The following is a 20,126-nucleotide window of genomic DNA, read 5'->3' as shown; positions in this document are numbered from 1 at the left end:
TTGAAATTTCATGAAATACAAAATTCCTGATCAAACAAGAATAGGTCATGTACATTTAAAAGTATCTGACCTAAATCAGTCAATCCATTTTTATTGCGAGATTCTAGGTTTTGAAATTACTATGAAATATGGTAACCAAGCTGCCTTTATTTCAGCTGGTGGTTATCATCATCATATTGGTTTGAATACATGGCAGAGCCAAAATGCACCACGTGCTTCAAAACATGGCGTCGGACTCTACCATACAGCAATTCTATACCCAACAAGAAAAGATTTGGGGCGAATCTTAAAAAGACTCATTGATTTTGAATATCAGCTTACAGGCGCTGCAGATCATGGTGTTTCAGAAGCACTTTACCTTGATGATCCCGACGGCAACGGAGTGGAACTTTATTGGGATCGCCCAAAAGAAGAATGGCCCCTTAATAATGAAGGTGAGATTGACATGTTTACAAAGCCGTTAAATTTTAACAATCTCCATGAATTAGCAGATTAAATTATTATTTTCAAACTAAATATTTTCAATATAAAACATTTAGCATACCAATCAAATTTCAACTATATGACTATCAAACTCCGCTATCTCCTGCTTCTATTTGTATTATCCATTTTTAGCACAAGTTTTGCACAAAAGAAATCAGACAAAACCAACATAACCCCTCCTTTAAAAAAAGAATTCTATGAAAATTTATCATGGAGAAATATTGGACCCGTTCGTGGCGGTCGTTCATTAGGTTCAGCTGGTAGCCCAGGTAGACCCAATGAATATTATTTTGGAGCTACAGGTGGCGGACTTTGGAAAACTACGGATGGTGGCAATGAATGGGCTCCGGTTACAGATGGCCAAATTACAAGCTCTTCTGTTGGTGCGGTAGCCATAGCAGAAACAAATCCTGATATTGTTTATATCGGTATGGGAGAAGTGCAACTTCGTGGTAGTATAACGCAAGGTGATGGTGTTTATAAGACTAAAGATGGCGGTAAAACATGGAGGCATTTAGGACTTGAAGAAACCCAAGCGGTATCTCGAATTAGAATTCATCCTACTAATCCTGATATTGTTTATGTTGCTGCTCTTGGTCACCCATATGGTGATAATGAACAACGTGGGGTTTTTAAAAGTATAGATGGTGGAAATACATGGAAGAAAACACTTTATGTTAGCGACAAAGCCGGTGCAGTAGATTTAATCATCGACCGAAATAATCCCAAAGTTCTTTATGCAAGTACATGGCAGGTTCAACGAAAAGCTTGGAAAATGTGGGGCGGTGGACCGGATTGTAAATTATGGAAATCTACAGATGCTGGTGAGACCTGGACAGATTTAACGGAAAATCCTGGAATGCCAGAAGGCCCGATAGGAAAAATTGGAGTGACTGTTTCACCGGCAGATTCAAACCGTGTTTGGGCAATTGTTGAAGCTAATGAAGGTGGTGTATATCGTTCTGACGATGCAGGTAAAACTTGGGAAAGAACCAATGACGAAAGAAAACTGCGACAACGTGCATTTTACTATTCTAGAATTTATGCTGATCCCTTCGATAAAGATATTGTCTACGGACTAAATGTTGATTTCTGGAAATCAACAGATGGTGGTAAAACCTTTGATACCGAAATAAAAGTTCCGCACGGCGATAACCATGATTTGTGGATTGACCCAAATAACCCAGAGCGTATGATATCTTCCAATGATGGCGGAGGTATCGTTAGCATCAACGGCGGAAAAACTTGGACAGAAGAAGATTACATCACTACGCAATTATATCATGTAATGGCAACAAACGATATTCCGTATCATGTTGCAGGTGCACAACAAGACAATAGTACTATAGCTATGCCAAGTGATGATTGGGAGCATATGCAGGCACGTGGTCTTGGTGATGACTGGGCTTATGCTGTTGGTGGAGGTGAAAGTGGTTGGATTACCCAACACCCAGAGAATTTAGATATTTTCTATGCAGGTAGTCAAGGTGCTCTTTTAACACGATATGATAGGAGTAACGGACAATCAAGAGACATTCAGGTATATCCACGGTTTTTCTCAGGAGAACCTGCCAGTGCATTACCAGAACGCTGGCAATGGACCTTCCCAATTATGTTCGCTCCGCAAGATTCTAAGGTAATGTATACCTGCTCGCAACACGTATGGAAAACAACCGATGACGGACAATCATGGGAAAAAATCAGTCCGGATCTCACCTATGCAGACCCTTCTACCTTAGGAAAAACAGGTGGAATTATTACCATGGATATGAACGGACCTGAAATTTACGCGACGGTATTTGCACTTGCTCCATCTAATCATGACATCAATACCATCTGGACAGGCTCAGATGACGGAAAAATACATATCACTAGAGATGGCGGTAAAAACTGGGCAGACATTACACCTAAAGATTTACCTAAATTTTCAAGAGTCAGCATTATTGACGAATCTATCCACAATCCTGGCACACTATACGTGGCTGCCAACCGATATCAAGTGGATGATAGACAACCATATGTTTTTAAAACCCATGATTATGGGAAAACTTGGACAAAGATTACCAATGGAATCGAAGATGGTCATTTTGCTCGAGCTGTTCGCGAGGATCCGATTAGAGAAGGCCTTCTATTTTTAGCCACAGAGCACGGTGTTTATTTTTCCATGAATGATGGTGAATTATGGCAGAGTCTACAATTAAAATTACCGGATACGCCCGTACGTGATTTAGTAATAAAAGATAATGATGTTGTTTTAGGAACCCACGGTAGAGGTTTTTGGATTTTAGATGACATACAACCACTAAGACAGTTTACTCTTGAAATGGCCAAACAAGAAGCAGTGCTATTTCAACCAAGCAATACCTATAGAGGGTTAACAGATGCATCTATTCAATACTATCTAAAAGACCAGAAAGATACGATCACTTTTGAAATTTATGATACCGACGATAACTTGATAAACACCTTTACAGGTAGTAAACCTAAATATGAAGTTGACCCAAATTTACCGTATTGGTTACGTGGAGGTTCATCAAAACCAACAACCGCAAAAGGCATCAACACATTTACATGGGATCTTAGATATCCTGGTGCGAAAACTTTTGATGGTATGATCATTTGGAGTGCAAGGCCCGCAAGAGGCCCAAAAGCACCTTTAGGTACCTATAAAGTAAAAATGAAGTCAGGAGATTATGAAAAAACATACTCATTTGACCTAGTAATGAATCCAAACCTTAAAGGAGTCACTAAAGAAGATTTAGATGAGCAGTTCGAATTGTCAAATAAAATAATGGGGAAAACTACTGCTGCCAATGAAGCGGTTATTAAAATTAGAAAAATCAAAAAAACATTCAGCGATTCAAAAAATAAAATTGAACAAAACGATTACAATAAAACCGTAACTCCGTTTTTAAATGAATTATCAGAAGTTGAAGAAGCGCTGTATCAGGTTAAAAATCAGTCTGGCCAAGACCCTTTAAACTTTCCGATAAAACTAAATAACAGATTAGCATCGTTGAGAAGAAGTGTTGAATCTGGTGATTCCAAACCTACTAATGGAGCATATAAAGTTTATGAAGAATTATCTGCAGAGCTAGATATAGAATTAGTTAAATTAAACAATGTTCTAGAAAAGTATAAGACAAAAGTAAATCCTATTTTAATGAAAAATGGTGATGCTAAAATTGATTGAATCAAGTGAAAGCAATGGCCAAAATCTGAGTACAACGAATTTCAAATTCTTATTTTTGTAATAAATCCAAAAGGAACAGAAAATGAGAAAACCAAGTATAGCACCATCACTTTTAGCTGCAGATTTTGGAAACCTTCAGCGTGATGTAGAAATGGTGAACGCAAGTGAAGCAGAGTATCATCATATCGATGTTATGGATGGCGTTTTTGTTCCGAACATATCATACGGTATGCCTGTGGTGAAGGCAATTCAAAAAAGCGCTACTAAGCCGCTAGATGTGCATTTAATGATTGTAGACCCTGACCGTTACATTGAAGAATTTGCAAATTTAGGAGCGAGCATATTAACCGTGCACTACGAAGCATGCACTCACTTACATAGAACATTGCAGGCCATTAAAGCTCATAACATGAAAGCTGGTGTCGCCTTAAATCCGCATACCAATATAATGCTATTAGAAGACACCATTCAAGACATTGATGTAGTTTTGATTATGAGTGTTAATCCTGGTTTTGGCGGACAATCATTTATTGAGCATACGTATGAAAAGGTTAAAGCTTTAAAAGCTCTGATCAAAAGTAAAAATTCATCTGCTTTAATAGAAATTGATGGAGGTGTAACCACAGCGAATTCACAAAAATTAGTCGATGCCGGCGCTGACATATTGGTTGCAGGCAGCTTTGTTTTTAAAAGCTCAGACCCAATTAAAACAATAAAAGAATTAAAGGGATGAAAACTGGATTTGATGTCGTCATCATAGGTGGAGGACCGATAGGGATAGCATGTGGATTAGAAGCAAAGAAGAATGGCCTTAGCTACCTTATCTTAGAAAAAGGGCCTATTGTAAATTCCCTATTCCACTACCCATCCAACATGCAGTTTTTCTCATCTTCAGAAAAATTGGAAATCGATGAAATTCCGTTTATCAGTAAAGAAGCTAAACCGAAAAGAGATGAAGCTCTAGAATACTATAGACGTATAGTAACCTCTAACAAATTGAATATTCATTTGTTTGAAAAGGTTGAGGAGGTTAAAAAAAATGATAAAACCTTTACCATAACTTCTGACAAAAACACGTATACCGCTCAACAAATTATAGTAGCTACAGGTTTTTACGACATTCCTAACTTATTGAATGTACCTGGCGAAAATTTGGATAAAGTGGTTCATTATTATGACAATCCACATTATTACTCAGGTCAAAAAGTAGCCGTTATAGGCGCTAGTAATTCCGCTATTGATGCCGCATTAGAGTGTTGGCGAAAAGGTGCTGAAGTTTCATTGATTATTCGCGGACCTGAAGTTGGGCAACGGGTCAAATATTGGGTAAGACCAGATATTGTTAATAGAATCGAAGAAGGTAGCATTAAAGCCTATTACAATACTACCGTTAAGGCCATATCAAAAAACACTATAATTTTAACTACACAAGACAAAGACGTTGAAATTGATAATGATTTTGTTCTAGCGCTTACAGGATACAAACCTAATTTTAGTTTTTTAAAAATGTTAGGTGTCAATATTAGTAATGACGAGAAAAAACTGCCAGAGTACGATCTAGAAACGATGGAAACCAATGTAAAAGGTCTTTATTTGGCCGGAGTTATTTGCGGCGGTATGGAAACCCACAAATGGTTTATTGAAAACTCTCGAATTCATGCCAAAATGATAATTAAGAATATAATTTCAAAATCCGTTACCACGTAGATAGTTAATATCACAATTTATAAAATCAACTATAAATTTAAAAGCAACATCTTTTACATGTGTGGCTTTTTTACTAGTGACCTCAAATAGATCAAGATATCTTTATTTAGCTTTTCTTAATTTAATCTAACTTTATTTGGGACAATACCATAAATTCCTTACTTAAACCAAACAACAAACTCATATCTTTAGCTATGTCGATAATTGACCTACTAAGAAAGTTATTGTTCCGAAGTAATGAGAAAACAATAGAAAGGGTTAAGGATTTACTTTTTGGATTAGCTATTTTGTCAGTTATTGCTGGAACTATAGCCATTATTTATTTAATTTCTTTGATATTTTAATATGGACATATTTGATACGGATAATTGGTCTGGATTCTCATTGTATTGGATTATCGCTTGTATAATAGCCATTCTTTTACCTTGGCTAGCTCACCGTTTCAGACATAACTATATATTGGATATGGATGGAATGTATGCGAGACGTAAATTTTATCTAGGTCTTTGGACCTTTGTAATGATCGTAGCATGGTTTATTGAATACCTATTGGGCAAATACTAAAGCTTATTAATATCAAATAAACCCTACTATATAGCCTTTTTTCAAAACAATCACAATTTTGATTCTACTTCATAGATTACGAATGAAAAATGACACAAAAAGTGACACATTATTAAAAATAAAAAACGCAATAACCCTTATATCAGATTAATGCGTTTTTACTAGTGACCTCGAAGGGATTCAAACCCCCAACCCTCAGAGCCGAAATCTGATGCGCTATTCAGTTGCGCCACGAGGCCATTTTAATTCAGTATTTAAATTAAACACTAAAACTTAAGATAATTTCTTTTTAACAATGGTAGAAATTAATTTACCATCTGCTTGACCGGCTAATTCTTTAGATACAACACCCATTACCTTACCCATATCCTTCATACCTGAAGCACCAATTGAATCAATAGTTTGTACTACTACTTTTTCCACTTCCTCCTCTGTAAGTTGTTCTGGTAAAAATTGCTCGATAACCGCAATTTGCGCCAATTCAGGATCTGCAAGATCTTGTCTGCCTTGCTCTATAAATATTGCAGCACTATCTTTTCTTTGTTTTACTAATTTCTGTACTAATTGTATCTCGTCATCTTCCGTGATTTCGCCAGCACCACTAGTACTTGCCATTAAGAGCGCAGATTTTATAGCTCTAAGTGATTCTAACGCAACCGTATCTTTAGCTTTCATAGCCAATTTCAATTGCTCCATTACTTTTTGCTGTAAACCCATAGCTTCCTTATTTTGGTCTGCGAAGATAAAAAATAAACCCGAAAACTAATATAGTTTTCGGGTTTATAAATAATAGTTGTAGGCTATTTCTAATCTACATTATCATGTAAAAATGAGTTATTTGAACGTAACTTAATATCATCGTTACTATCACCACTAAGTGATGTTCTAGAAATTTTATTCTCTCTAGGGTTATCATTTAAATTCACCCCTTGTCTTTGGTAAGCAGGTTTCTTTTCATCATAACTACTAGGTGCGCTAGTTTTGAACTTGTAGTTGAAATCTTTAAGTTTTCTTCTACGCTCATCAGCTCTTTCACGCAATAACTCTTCTATAGGAGTTTCCATTGGATCTAATTGCTCTTCTGGGCGTACTTCTCTTTTTGGAGCTACGGTTCTTTTTTCAAATATCAATTCGTCTTCGATAATCTTTGGCTCGAATTCTTCCGCTTTTGATTTTGCACCGGTCAATTTACTTTCCAACTGCATGTAATCATCTAAACTATAGCGTTTTTCACCATTTTTATTATATTCTAAAACAGGTATAATTTCAATACTATCGTTTACATCTAAATCCTTTACTTCTTCATGTAAGTCAAAAGTAATCACGTTTTCCTTTTCTTCATCCTTCAAAGGCATATCGAAATCTATTGAAAAATCATCATCTTCTACTTTTTTAGCTTTTAATACTATTGGATCAACAACTTCAATATCTATAGCTGCTGAATCTACAATTACAAAATCATCTTCAGAAACGTTATGTGCAACTACTTCTTCATAAAAAACGTTGAAATTCTTGATGTAATTTGTAGTTGGTATTAAATCGAAATCTGCCTCATCAACAAACTCATATTTTTGTACAGGCTTAACTTCTTTAACTTCCTCCTCTTCATCATCCATTTCCAATGTGTGTACAGTTTTGGAATTGGAAAGCAACATTGCCTCGGCGCGTTGACCTTCTTCTAGGGTATGAATGATTTTTTTAGACTCCGTATTTACAATATCATCCTGTTGCTCTATATTAAAACCCGTGGCAATTACCGTTACGGCAATAGCCTCTCCTAAGCTTTCATCTTCACCAACACCCATAATGATGTTTGCTCCATAACCCGCTTCGATTTGAATATGATCATTGATCTCTCCTATTTCATCAATAGTGATTTCTTGTGCTCCTGAAACTATTAACAACAATACGTTTTTAGCACCTTGAATCTTATTGTCATTCAATAATGGAGAATCCAAAGCTTTCATAATTGCCTCATTGGCCCTTGCCGAACCAGATGAAATAGCAGAACCCATTATTGCAGTACCACTATTAGACAGTACTGTTTTGGCGTCACGTAAATCTATGTTTTGTGTGTAGTGATGTGTTATAACTTCTGCAATACCTCTTGCAGCGGTTGCCAGTACTTCATCAGCTTTTGAGAAACCGGCCTTAAAACCAAGGTTACCGTATACTTCTCGTAATTTATTGTTATTAATGACGATCAGCGAATCAACATTTTTTCTCAATTTTTCAATACCACGTTGTGCCTGTTCAACTCGCATTTTACCTTCGAATTGAAACGGCATGGTAACGATACCTACAGTTAGAACATCCATTTCCTTTGCAAACTTGGCAATTACGGGAGCAGCACCAGTTCCTGTTCCCCCACCCATACCAGCAGTAATGAAAATCATCTTAGTTGTTGAATCCAACATCGATTTAATCTCTTCCATACTTTCCATGGCAGCTTGTTCGCCAACTTCAGGATTGGCACCAGCACCCAAACCTTCTGTTAATGATACACCTAATTGTATTTTGTTTGGCACAGGACTATTGTCCAAAGCCTGTGAATCGGTATTACAGATTACAAAATCAACTCCGTTTATTCCTGCCTGGAACATGTGATTTATGGCATTGCTACCACCACCACCTACACCGATGACCTTTATAACGTTGCTTTGATTCTTTGGAAGATCAAAAGAGATATTATCGAATTCGCTGTTCTTACTCATAATCTAAATTATTACTGGTTATGTATGTTCTTACTATATGCTTTTTACTCTGCGTTGTCTAAAAACTCTTTCAACTTTTCAGACCATTTATCAAAAACAGATTTTCTTTCCTTGTACATTCTGTTCTTATTTTCGAACTCATCTTCTTCAACACCGGCAAATACTTCTTCTTGTTCTTTTTGCGAAAATTCTTCAGATACTTGAGATTTCTTCTTACTATTTTGAAGCTTCTTCTCGTTCTTAATTGCATTCATTAAAAGTCCGACAGCTGTGGCGTATAAAGGACTAGCAACTTCTTCGTCTGAATCACCTGCTAAATGCTCGTTAGGATAACCTATTCGGGTATCCATACCTGTTATATATTCCACTAATTGCTTTAAATGTTTTAGTTGACTACCGCCACCTGTTAAAACAATACCCGCAATTAATTTTTTCTTTTGCTCTTCATGACCGTAATTTTTAATCTCCACATAGACTTGTTCTATGATTTCAACAACACGTGCATGAATTATTTTAGACAAATTCTTTAAAGAGATTTCTTTTGGCTCTCTACCTCGTAAACCTGGAATAGAAACAATTTCATTATCCCTATTCTCACCTGGCCAAGCCGAACCAAATCTTGTTTTCAATAACTCAGCCTGCTTCTCAATAATAGAACAGCCTTCTTTGATATCTTCGGTTATCACACCTCCACCAAAGGGAATAACTGCAGTATGCCTAATAATACCATCTTTAAAAATGGCCAAATCAGTAGTACCACCTCCTATATCGATTAATGCTACACCTGCTTCTTTCTCTTCTTGACTTAATACCGCATCAGATGATGCCAATGGTTCTAGCGTAATATTTCCTAAATCTAGGCCTGCACTCTTAATACAACGACCTACATTTTTAATAGAAACTACTTGCCCTACAACAACATGAAAATTCGCTTCTAATCGACCACCATACATACCGATAGGCTCTCGAATTTCTCCTTGCCCATCAACCTTATATTCTTGTGGTAATACGTGAATTATCTCCTCGCCAGGAAGCATAATCAATTTGTGCACTTGATTAATAAGGATATCTAAATCTTCCTCATTGATTACTTCTTCAGAATCTTTTCGAGTAATGTAATCGCTGTGTTGTAAACTTCTAATGTGCTGACCAGCGATACCTACCACTACCGAACCGATTTTAAGCCCAGAATTAGCCTCAGCTTCTTCTACCGCTTGTTGTATCGATTTAATAGTTTGGGTGATGTTATTTACAACACCTCTATGTACACCTAAACTTTTGGATTTACCGATACCCAAAATCTCAATCTTACCGTATTCATTTTCCTTACCGATAATGGCAACGATTTTCGTTGTCCCAATGTCTAGACCGACTGAATATTTAGTTTGTTCCATTTTTATTAAATTTTAGTGCACACCACCTGGTTATTGAATTCTAAACTTACTACCGCATAATCCTCCAAGGTTTCATCCTTGTTCGCTTTGGCATAAAATGCCTTAAAATTGCTGAACTTCGCATCTAAATCTTCAACACCACCTAAGTTCACTACAAAATTGTTAAGTCTTAATCGCAATTGATACTCATTTTCACCTTTTATGTGAATACCGATTATCGTTTTACGAAAAAAATCGTCTTTGTTAATATGCTCCAATATGACATAGACATCCTCAAGGCTTTTACCACTGATATTGCCTGTTATTATGGGAACTCTTGCTGAGTGATCATTAGAAAGCGGCATTCTCTTTCCTTCATCATCCAAATAATACTTGTTATCCCCTTCTATGCGTCCGATTGGTTTCCGTTGAACAATTTTCGACGTAAGCTCACCATCTATAGTTAGATAGACTTGGGCACTTTTCACCATTTCATTAGCCTCAATGGCTTTTTCTACAGTATTCAAAACTATATTTTCTTTAGCCACATTTTTTAGGCTACCGTATTTTTGTATTAACAATTTATTAACCGTTCCTTCGGTCAGGTATAAATTCTCATCACCAATGAACTCCACCTTCATTGCGGTAACGTTCTTTGCACTATTTCGAGTATTCGAAAAAGCATATAACCCCATGATTACCAGAATCAAAGCGGTCAACTTTAAAAAATTCCAATTAATCTGCATACGATAGTTCATTTTTAATTTTAATCACTTCTAAACCAATATCTCCAGCTCCCATAGTCACTAAAACTTCCGGATTCTGTATTTTAATTTCAGAAATGATTTGTTCCTTTAAAATTAATTTTTTATTAATGCTGGTTATCTTTTCAAGCAACCATTGTGAATCTATTCCTGCAATTGGTTCTTCTCGTGCAGGATAGATATCTAACAACAAAATATTTTCGAATTGAGACAAGCTTTTTGCAAAATCATCGGCAAAATCCCGTGTTCTTGAAAATAGATGTGGTTGAAAAATGGCCAATACTTTTTTATTCGGATGCATTTCTGAAATCGCTTCAAAAACTGCATTGATCTCTGTTGGATGATGGGCGTAGTCATCTATAAAAATAAAATCATCATTTTTAATCTTATAGGAAAAACGTCTTTGCACACCTTTAAAAGTCGAAAGAGCCTCAGCAAGGCGATGCGGTGGGGAACCTGCTTGCATCGCCATCGCAAAAGCTACCAAACCATTAAGCAAATTGTGCCTTCCCGGTTTGTTGAATTCAACCCCTTCTAGTTTGAGGTCAGGGGTCTCCAAATCGAATATGTAGGTGCCATGTTCTATTTTTATGTTCCGGATGCAATAATCCGAATCGTCTTCAATACCATAGGTTAGCCCTTCTAAAGGCAAACCTTTACGAACGAATAATTTTCCGCCCGGTTTCAATCGTTTTGTGAAATCAACAAACGTTCGCTCCAATTCCTGTGCATCACCATAAATGTCTAAATGATCGGCATCCATAGAGGTTACACATGCTACATTTGGTGTTAACTGCATAAACGAACGATCGAACTCGTCTGCTTCTACCACAGAATAGTCGGTGCCTTCCAACAGAAAATTACTGTTGAAATCTTCCGAAATCCCTCCTAAGAAAGCCGTCATTTTAACACCGGTTTCTTTGAGCAGATGCGCTAGTATACTTGATGTGGTGGTTTTACCATGCGTACCCGCCACAGCAAAACAGTATGAATCTTTTGTAATAAGACCCAACACTTCAGAACGTTTCTTAATCACAAAGCCATTCGCTAAAAAATACCGATACTCCGATTGACTCGATGGTACTGCCGGAGTGTATACGATCAGTGTATTTTCAGGATTTTTAAACTCACTAGGTATTTGCTCTAAATCATCACTATAATGAATGGCAATACCAGAATTCGATAATTCTTTTGTTAATGGGCTTTCTGTTTTATCATACCCAGCAACCGTTTTATTTATGAAAGCAAAATAGCGAGCTAGGGCAGACATACCAATGCCTCCTACACCTATAAAATACACTCTATGTATTTGCTCTAAATTCATTTTACCTTAATAATTTTTCAATTTCATCACAGATATCTGAGGTTGCATTCGGTAATGCCAACGCTTTACAGTTCTTTGATAATTCTGCCTGCTTTTCAGGTGAATTGAATACTGCTTCAAACTCTGACTTAAACTGCTCGTCCAAATCTTTCTCACGTATCATAATTGCCGCATTATGACCTACTAGCGATAATGCATTCTTTGTCTGGTGATCTTCTGCCACTACTGGAGAAGGAATAAAAAAGGTTGGCTTCCCTACCAAACATAATTCTGATACCGCTCCTGCTCCTGCACGAGAAATGATAAAATCAGCAGCTACATAAGCTTTATCCATAGTATTTAAAAAAGCATGCACTTTTATAGTTTCGGACTGATTTGACTTATACGTCTCGTAATATCCTTTACCGCATTGCCATATTACTTGCAATCCCAATTCTTCAAAATATGTTAAATGGTCTGCTACCAGTTGATTAATCCGTCTAGCTCCTAAGCTACCTCCTAACACCAACAAGGTTTTTTTATCGACATTCAATTCAAAAAATGCCAATGCTTCACTTTTGGACGCTTTAAGCTCCACCAAATCCGAACGCACAGGATTTCCTGTTTTTACAATTTTATCCTTTGGAAAAAATTGTTCCATACCATCATATGCAACACAGATTTTCTCCACTTTATCCTTTAATAGTTTATTGGTTATACCAGCAAAGGAATTTTGTTCTTGCAGCACACATGGTATCCCTTTTACGGTAGCCATTTTTAACAACGGACCGCTCGCAAAACCACCTGTACCTATTACGGCATGGGGCTTAAACTTCGATACGATGCTGTTTGCTCTCATTAGACTACTTATCAATTTTATCGGAAACAGTAAATTTTTAAGGGTCAGTTTCCGTTGTATCCCCGTAATCCACAATCCTTCGATCTTATACCCGGCTTGTGGCACTTTTTCCATCTCCATTCTATCCTTTGCGCCTACGAACAAAAATTCGGCATTAGGATGTCTTCTTTTCAATTCATTTGCTATGGCTATCGCCGGATAAATATGTCCGCCCGTACCGCCACCCGATAAGATGAACCTATAATTGCCCACTTAAAATCTCTAAAGGGTTCGTTTCATCTATATCACCTACAGAAGTACTCTCCTGCGCTATACTCTTATTACTTGCACTCAAAATGATACCTATGGCCAAACAGGTCATCCAACTAGATGTACCACCACTACTGATCAAGGGTAAATTCTGACCTGTTACCGGGAACAACTCTACAGCTACCGCCATATTGATCAATGCCTGGAACACAATCGGCAAGCCCACGCCCAACACCAACAATTTACTAAATATGGTAGTGGCGCCATTCGCGACCACCACTATACGGAAGAGTAAAAACAAGTAAAAAAACATTAATCCAAATCCGCCAATCAAACCATATTCTTCAACAATAATGGCGTAGATAAAATCTGAAGAACTCTGTGGCAAAAAGTTCTTTTGAACACTTTTACCCGCGCCTTTACCAACAATACCACCTGTTGCTATCGCAATTTTCGCTCTCTCTATTTGGTAATTAGCTTCTGTATCTTCCGGATTAGAAAAACTATCGATACGGCTCATCCAGGTATCAACCCTATTAGGAAATAAATCTGGAAAAGCTTTTGCCGTTAATATGAATATGGTCAGGCACAATACTCCCGTACCTACTATTCCCAATAAATATTTCATAGGATACCCTCCTAAGAAACACAATATCATCACCATTGAAAATACAATAGCTGCCGTTGAAAAGTTAGCTGGCAAAATTAACGCTACCACTAAGAAGACAGGAATCCATAACGGCAATATGCTTTCTTTGAACGTAATCTTAATCTCTCTAACCTTAGAAAAATATCTGGCTACATAAATCATTAAAACAACTGCTGCCAAGTTAGAGGGCTGAAAACCGAAACCTACCAATGGAATACGTATCCATCGGCTATCATTGGTACCACCACTAGAAGTGCCTTGTGCCAAAACAAAAATCAACAACACCAAAACAATCGGTAGGGCAATCATAGAAAGCCCCTTGAAAAAATGTGTAGGTATTTTATGTATGCCGTAAATAATACCAAAACCCAAGAACAACAGTATAGCATGTTTTACCAAGTGACCTGCCGTGGTGCCATTACCTACAACATACACCAAGTTACTGCTTGCACTGTACACCGGTAAAAATGAGAATAGGGCCAGAAGCGCCGCAATGGCCCAAATAGCTTTATCTCCTTTTATATTTTGCAGTATTCTCAACACCTTATAGGTTCTTTACACAGTTCTTAAATTGATTTCCACGATCTTCATAATTTTTAAACAAATCGAAACTTGCACAAGCTGGTGACAACAAAACAGTATCTCCACGTTCGGCGATTTTATAAGCAACTTTCACAGCCTCTTCCATTGCAAATGTTTCTACTAAAAGATCCACTGCGTTACCGAATACATGTTTAATTTTCTCATTATCCTCACCCAAGCAAATTATCGCTTTTACTTTCTCACGTACCAAAGGCATCAACTCCATATATTCATTGCCTTTATCTACACCGCCTACGATCCAAACCGTTGGTGTTTTCATGCTATCCAAAGCATAATAGGCCGCATTTACATTAGTTGCCTTTGAGTCGTTTATATACTCTACATGATGTATTTTCAAGACCTTTTCCAAACGGTGGGGAGCCCCTTGAAAATTTGACACACAAGCCCTTATCGTTTCCTTACGGATACCAACCAATTTTGCAATAGTGGCCGCTGCCATCGTGTTCTTTACATTGTGTTGACCTTCCAAGGCCAAATCGTCTTTAATCATGCTAATAGTGTCTGTTGTTGTTTTTATTATTATCTCGTTCTGTTCTATAAATGCACCTTCTTCAAATACTTTGTTCAATGAAAAGGGCAATAATTTTGATTTGACCGGGTGCTCTTTGAGCCATTTTACCAAAACCGTATCATCTGCATCATATATCAAATAATCGTTTTCGTCTTGGTTCTCCGCTATCCTGAATTTTGAAGCGATGTAGTTCTCAAATGAATACTCGTACCGATCTAAATGATCTGGCGATATATTCGTAATCACGGCGATGTGTGGTTTAAAATCCACAATACCATCCAATTGAAAACTGCTTATCTCGAGCACGTAATACTCAAAATCATTTTCTGCGACCATCTTCGCATAACTATCACCAATATTACCTGCCATACCAACCTTTAGTCCGCCATTAGCGAGTATGTGGTTCGTAAGCATGGTAGTGGTAGTTTTCCCATTACTTCCTGTAATACCAATGATTTTAGCATCGGTATACTTTGACGCAAATTCAATCTCCGATATTACGGGAATGCCTTTCTCAACCAACTGCTTCACCAAGGGTACCTTATCGGGTATTCCCGGACTTTTCATTACTAAGTCGGCTTTTAAAATGCGGTCTTCAGAATGCTTCTCTTCTTCCCAATCAATTCCAAAATGTTCAAGAACGTTTTTATACTTCTCTTTAATTTTTCCTTTATCGGATACAAAAACCTCATATCCTTTTTTTAATCCTAAAATGGCTGTTCCTACTCCACTTTCTCCTCCTCCTAGAACTACCAACAATGCCATTTATCTAATTTTTAGAGTCACTATACTAACAATGGCCAATAGAATACCTACAATCCAAAATCGTGTTACGATCTTACTTTCGTGATAACCCTTTTTCTGATAGTGGTGATGTAATGGTGACATTAAAAATATGCGTCTACCTTCTCCATATTTATTTCGAGTGTACTTGAAATAGCCTACTTGCAACATCACTGAAAGTGACTCGGCAAAGAATATTCCGCATAAAACCGGAATCAATAATTCTTTACGTACGATAATAGCAATCACGGCTATAACACCACCAATAGTTAAACTACCGGTATCGCCCATAAATACTTGGGCCGGGAAGGCATTGTACCATAAAAACCCTATTAAGGCCCCAACAAATGCAGTGACAAAAATCAATAACTCACCTACTCTTGGTATGTACATGATATCTAGGTAATCCGAGAAAATAATATTACCCGATACCAATGCAAATATGCCGAGCGTAAATACAATGATTGCCGATGTACCTGCGGCAAGCCCATCGATACCGTCTGTCAAATTTGCGCCGTTAGATACCGCTGTTACGATTAAAATGACAATCGGAATAAACAATAGCCAAGCATATTCTTGTGCTCCTTCTCCCATCCAACCAATAAAATCACCATAGTCAAATTCGTTGTTCTTCATGAAAGGTACGGTAGTCATGGTAGACTTAATTTCTGCGCCTTTTACTTGCTCTACCGTATAATCCTTGGTGATAATCGATTTATCATGGTCACGCATGGTCACCTCTGGATGAAAATAAAGTACCGCTCCAACGATCAAACCCAAAACTACCTGACCAAGTACTTTAAACCTTCCTTTTAATCCTTCTTTATTCTTTTTAAATACTTTGATATAATCATCCAAGAAACCGATAACCCCCATCCATAACATAGTGAATATCAATAACATGATGTAAATATTATCTAATCGCGCAAATAATATTACAGGAATCAAAGTGGCCAAAATTATAATGATACCACCCATTGTAGGCGTACCCGCTTTTTGCTTTTGACCATCCAAACCTAAGTCACGAATAGTTTCGCCTACTTGCTGTTTTTGTAGAAAAAGAATGATGCGTTTACCGAAAGCTGTCGCAACTATCAAAGAAAACAAGATAGCCATAGCCGCACGGAACGTACTAAACTGAAACAGCGTAGCCCCAGGAAACTGGTATTGTTTTTCTAAATATTCGAACAGGTAGGTTAACATAGTTTTTTCATTATTGCGTTCTCAAGCCAATGTTACTTATCTAAGCTATTTAATAGCTCTTTTACAATTTTAAAATCGTCGAAATCTATTCGTACTCCATTGGTCTCTTGGTAGGTCTCATGACCTTTACCTGCAACCAAAATAATATCGTTATCGGCTGCTAATTGGCAAGCTGTTTTAATGGCCTGCTCTCTATTTTCAATCGATAGTATCTTTTTTACATTCTGCGGTTCAACCCCTGCCTCCATTTCTGCAATAATTTTAGAAGGGGACTCTGTACGAGGATTATCTGAAGTAAAAATGATTTTATTACTCATTTCTGAGGCGATATTACCCATTACCGGACGCTTTGATCTGTCTCTATCGCCACCACACCCCACAACGGTGATGACGTTTTCATTTCCAGTTCTCAACGTGTTGATTGTCTCAAGCACATTTTTAAGGGCGTCCGGCGTATGGGCATAATCAACTATAGCCGTAATTTTATTTTTTGATATATAATATTGAAACCTTCCATCTACACTATCCAACTCACTCAACAAGCGGAGGATTTCTAATTTCTCTAATCCTAATAATTCTGCAGTGGCATAAATAGCCAACATATTATAGGCATTGAATTGACCTATTAATTTAATCCATAGTTCGTTATCATTGATTTTCAATAACTGACCATCGAACTGGTTTTCTAAAACCTGTGCACGATAATCCGCATAATTCTTTAAAGCGTACGTATATTTTCTTGCCTTGGTATTCTGTAACATCACCAAGCCATTTTTATCATCGATATTGGTCAATGCAAATGCCTTTTTCGACAACTGATCGAATAATTTTTTCTTTGTATCGCGATACTCTGCAAATGTTTTATGATAGTCTAAATGGTCGTGGGATAGATTCGTGAAAATCGCGCCCTCAAAAACCAAACCTTCTGTTCTTTTCTGATGAATACCATGCGAACTCACTTCCATAAAGCAAAATTCAACACCCGCATCGTTCATTAACCCCAAATGCCGATTGATGACCAATGCATCGGGAGTGGTATGTTTTGTTGGGTATTCCGTATCATCTACCATTATTTTAATGGTGGATAACAATCCTACTTTATACCCCGCTTTTTTAAATAACCGATATAATAAACTCGATACGGTGGTTTTACCATTGGTACCGGTCACACCTACCAATTTTAAGTTTTTTGAAGGGGTATCATAGTAATTAGAAGCCATTAAAGCCAACGCCTGATTACCATTCCCTACCTCAACATAGGTAACACCTTCTACCATATTCATAGGTAGTTGCTCGCATATTATAGCTCGTGCACCGGCTGCCACTACGGCATCGATATAGTTATGACCATCGGTCAAGGTGCCTTTTATAGCTACAAAGGCATCACCCGCTTTCACTTCTCTAGAATCGAAGCGTACTGAAGCGATATCACACGAAGTCGTACCACTAACTGCGGTAAGATGCACTCCATATAATATGTCCTTTAACTGCTTCATATTAATTCTAACACTATTTTCTTCACGGTTTTGATATCTGTTCCTTTTGAGATAGATTGGTGTTTTACCCTTCCATTCCCCTTCACCTCTACTTCTATTCCCAAATTTTCTAAAATTGCAATGGCATCCATACCGCTCATACCTTTTACATTTGGTACTTGCGCATATAACTGCTGGGCATTCTTGTAATAATTTTGGTAAGACGTTTCAGCACTCGCGATCAATACATGTTTTACATCTACCTCACTTGTTAATGGTGATGTGGCATATACTTTTTGTGCTACCGATTTAAATACAGGACCTGATACATCGGCACCATAATACCCCACACTCTTGTCTGGCTTATGAATGACAACGATGCAGGAATACTTCGGATTGTCTGCTGGAAAATAGCCTGCAAACGAAGAAATATATTCGTATTTATTCTTATCCTTAGAAACATAATTGGTTTGTGTAGTACCTGTTTTACCCGCCATTGAAAAGTTTTTCGAATACATGCCGTGGCCTGTACCATGCTTACTCTCCACTACATCCTTTAAAATCTTCTGTACTTTCTTAACCGTTTCTTGAGAACAGATTGCCGGGTTCAATACTTTCTTATCGAACTTCTCAATGGTCTTGTCCCACTCCTTAACTTCTTTCAATAACCTTGGCTTCACCATTTCCCCATTGTTCGCAATGGCATTATAGAATGACAAAGTTTGCAATGGTGTCATAGAAACCTCATAACCGTAAGCCATTTGAGCCAAAGACAATCCTGACCAACCTTTGTCTCCAGGGTATCTAAGTACCGGCTTGCCCTCTCCGCGAACCGGTAATCCCAATTCTTTATGGATACCCATACTCATTAAACGGTTCACATATTTCTCTGGATCGTTCTTGTAGCCATTATTAATCATTTTGGCAAACGCCACATTAGACGATACTTCAAAAGCTTTGGATACGGATATTTTACCATGTCCGCCACGCTTGGTATCCTTTACCCAGTGTCTATATATTTTCCAACTTCCTTTTTCGGTATCAATTACGGTACTGGTATCGATTACCTTATCTTCTAAGGCCGCTACTAAATTCATTAACTTAAATGTAGAACCTGGCTCATGAGACTCACCGATCGCATAGTTCAGACGCTCGTAGTATTTACCTTCAGGTGTTTGACCTAGATTCGCAATTGCCTTGACTTCACCCGTCTTCACCTCCATTACGATTACGGTACCGTGGTCGGCCTTGTACAGCTCCAATTGCTTCAATAAAGCATGGTGTGCAATATCCTGTATATTAATATCGATGGTAGAATACACATCATAACCGTCTTTAGGCTCAATAATATTATCGTTACCGATAGGCTTCCATAGACCTTTTGCTATTTTTTGTTTGGCACGTTTTCCTTCTACCCCCCTTAAGTATTCACCAAAAGCACCCTCCATACCCACACGGGTACGGTAGCCATTTTCATCAACACGTTCATACCCTACACTACGCTCGGCAATTTTACCTAACGGATGTTCTCTTTTCGTTTTTTGTTCTATGATCAATCCACCTCTATAGGCCCCCTTATTAAATAGCGGGAAGGATTTCACAGCCATGTAATCGGAGTAGTCCAGATTACGAACAATAAGTGCGTACCTATTTTTATTCTCCTTGGCTTTTCTAAGAATTTGTTGGTAATGAG

16 protein-coding genes and 1 tRNA gene are annotated in these 20,126 nt (G+C 37.5%); 5 read left to right on the top strand and 12 right to left on the bottom strand.

Going from position 1 to position 20,126, the window contains the following annotated elements; genetic code table 11:
* Positions 1-10: 10 nt before the first annotated feature.
* The 5 genes from AACZ41_RS15445 (at position 11) to AACZ41_RS15425 (ending at position 5,947) form a co-directional block, all read left to right on the top strand.
* Positions 11-496, top strand: coding sequence for a VOC family protein (locus tag AACZ41_RS15445; protein WP_339629504.1), 486 nt, complete (start codon positions 11-13; stop codon positions 494-496).
* A gap of 66 nt (positions 497-562) precedes the next feature.
* Positions 563-3,676 (top strand): glycosyl hydrolase, encoded by a 3,114-nt coding sequence (locus AACZ41_RS15440; protein ID WP_339629503.1) that lies wholly within the window; start codon positions 563-565, stop codon positions 3,674-3,676.
* An 82-nt stretch (positions 3,677-3,758) separates the two neighbouring features.
* A complete protein-coding gene (gene rpe / locus AACZ41_RS15435; RefSeq protein WP_339629502.1) occupies positions 3,759-4,409 on the top strand; it encodes a ribulose-phosphate 3-epimerase in 651 nt (216 codons plus the stop codon).
* Positions 4,406-5,383 (top strand): YpdA family putative bacillithiol disulfide reductase, encoded by a 978-nt coding sequence (locus tag AACZ41_RS15430; protein ID WP_339629500.1) that lies wholly within the window; start codon positions 4,406-4,408, stop codon positions 5,381-5,383. The genes rpe and AACZ41_RS15430 overlap by 4 nt, the downstream gene beginning before the upstream one ends.
* Before the next feature lie 345 nt (positions 5,384-5,728).
* The gene (locus AACZ41_RS15425) at positions 5,729-5,947 is read left to right on the top strand and encodes a hypothetical protein (RefSeq protein ID WP_339629499.1); all 219 of its coding nucleotides are present in this window, start codon (positions 5,729-5,731) and stop codon (positions 5,945-5,947) included.
* 165 nt (positions 5,948-6,112) lie between these two features.
* Here the strand turns inward: AACZ41_RS15425 and AACZ41_RS15420 are convergent.
* From AACZ41_RS15420 to AACZ41_RS15365, 12 genes are all read right to left on the bottom strand, one after another.
* Positions 6,113-6,186 (bottom strand) — tRNA-Arg (locus AACZ41_RS15420).
* Between the two features lie 34 nt (positions 6,187-6,220).
* Positions 6,221-6,664, bottom strand: coding sequence for a GatB/YqeY domain-containing protein (locus AACZ41_RS15415; protein ID WP_339629498.1), 444 nt, complete (start codon positions 6,662-6,664; stop codon positions 6,221-6,223).
* Between the two features lie 89 nt (positions 6,665-6,753).
* Positions 6,754-8,661: a cell division protein FtsZ gene (gene ftsZ, locus AACZ41_RS15410; RefSeq protein WP_339629497.1), complete on the bottom strand. Its 1,908-nt coding sequence runs from the start codon at positions 8,659-8,661 to the stop codon at positions 6,754-6,756.
* A gap of 44 nt (positions 8,662-8,705) precedes the next feature.
* Complete coding sequence (ftsA, locus tag AACZ41_RS15405; RefSeq protein WP_339629496.1) at positions 8,706-10,055, bottom strand: cell division protein FtsA; 1,350 nt, start codon at positions 10,053-10,055, stop codon at positions 8,706-8,708.
* Between the two features lie 5 nt (positions 10,056-10,060).
* Positions 10,061-10,780, bottom strand: coding sequence for a hypothetical protein (locus AACZ41_RS15400; RefSeq protein WP_339629495.1), 720 nt, complete (start codon positions 10,778-10,780; stop codon positions 10,061-10,063).
* Positions 10,770-12,122, bottom strand: coding sequence for a UDP-N-acetylmuramate--L-alanine ligase (gene murC, locus AACZ41_RS15395; protein ID WP_339629494.1), 1,353 nt, complete (start codon positions 12,120-12,122; stop codon positions 10,770-10,772). The genes AACZ41_RS15400 and murC overlap by 11 nt, the downstream gene beginning before the upstream one ends.
* 1 nt (position 12,123) lies before the next feature.
* Entirely contained in the window at positions 12,124-13,212 is a 1,089-nt protein-coding gene (murG, locus tag AACZ41_RS15390; protein ID WP_339629493.1) for an undecaprenyldiphospho-muramoylpentapeptide beta-N-acetylglucosaminyltransferase, read from the bottom strand.
* Positions 13,199-14,401, bottom strand: a complete 1,203-nt coding sequence (locus AACZ41_RS15385) for an FtsW/RodA/SpoVE family cell cycle protein (RefSeq protein WP_339629492.1) — start codon at positions 14,399-14,401, stop codon at positions 13,199-13,201. Before AACZ41_RS15385 ends, murG begins: the two co-directional genes overlap by 14 nt.
* A gap of 1 nt (position 14,402) precedes the next feature.
* Positions 14,403-15,737, bottom strand: a complete 1,335-nt coding sequence (gene murD / locus AACZ41_RS15380; RefSeq protein WP_339629491.1) for a UDP-N-acetylmuramoyl-L-alanine--D-glutamate ligase — start codon at positions 15,735-15,737, stop codon at positions 14,403-14,405.
* Positions 15,738-16,958 (bottom strand): phospho-N-acetylmuramoyl-pentapeptide-transferase, encoded by a 1,221-nt coding sequence (gene mraY, locus AACZ41_RS15375; RefSeq protein ID WP_339629489.1) that lies wholly within the window; start codon positions 16,956-16,958, stop codon positions 15,738-15,740.
* Between the two features lie 32 nt (positions 16,959-16,990).
* Positions 16,991-18,454 carry a UDP-N-acetylmuramoyl-L-alanyl-D-glutamate--2,6-diaminopimelate ligase gene (locus AACZ41_RS15370; protein ID WP_339629488.1) on the bottom strand — a complete coding sequence of 488 codons (1,464 nt, stop codon included), beginning with the start codon at positions 18,452-18,454 and terminating at the stop codon, positions 16,991-16,993.
* Positions 18,451-20,126, bottom strand: a 1,676-nt coding sequence (locus AACZ41_RS15365; protein WP_339629487.1) for a penicillin-binding protein, incomplete at its 5' end; no start/stop codon positions are given. The genes AACZ41_RS15365 and AACZ41_RS15370, both read right to left, overlap by 4 nt.

The sequence above is a fragment of the uncultured Maribacter sp. genome, assembly GCF_963974015.1.
GTDB lineage: Bacteria > Bacteroidota > Bacteroidia > Flavobacteriales > Flavobacteriaceae > Maribacter.
Note: the sequence above shows the minus strand (reverse complement) of the source record. Positions and strands in the feature narration are given on the sequence as shown.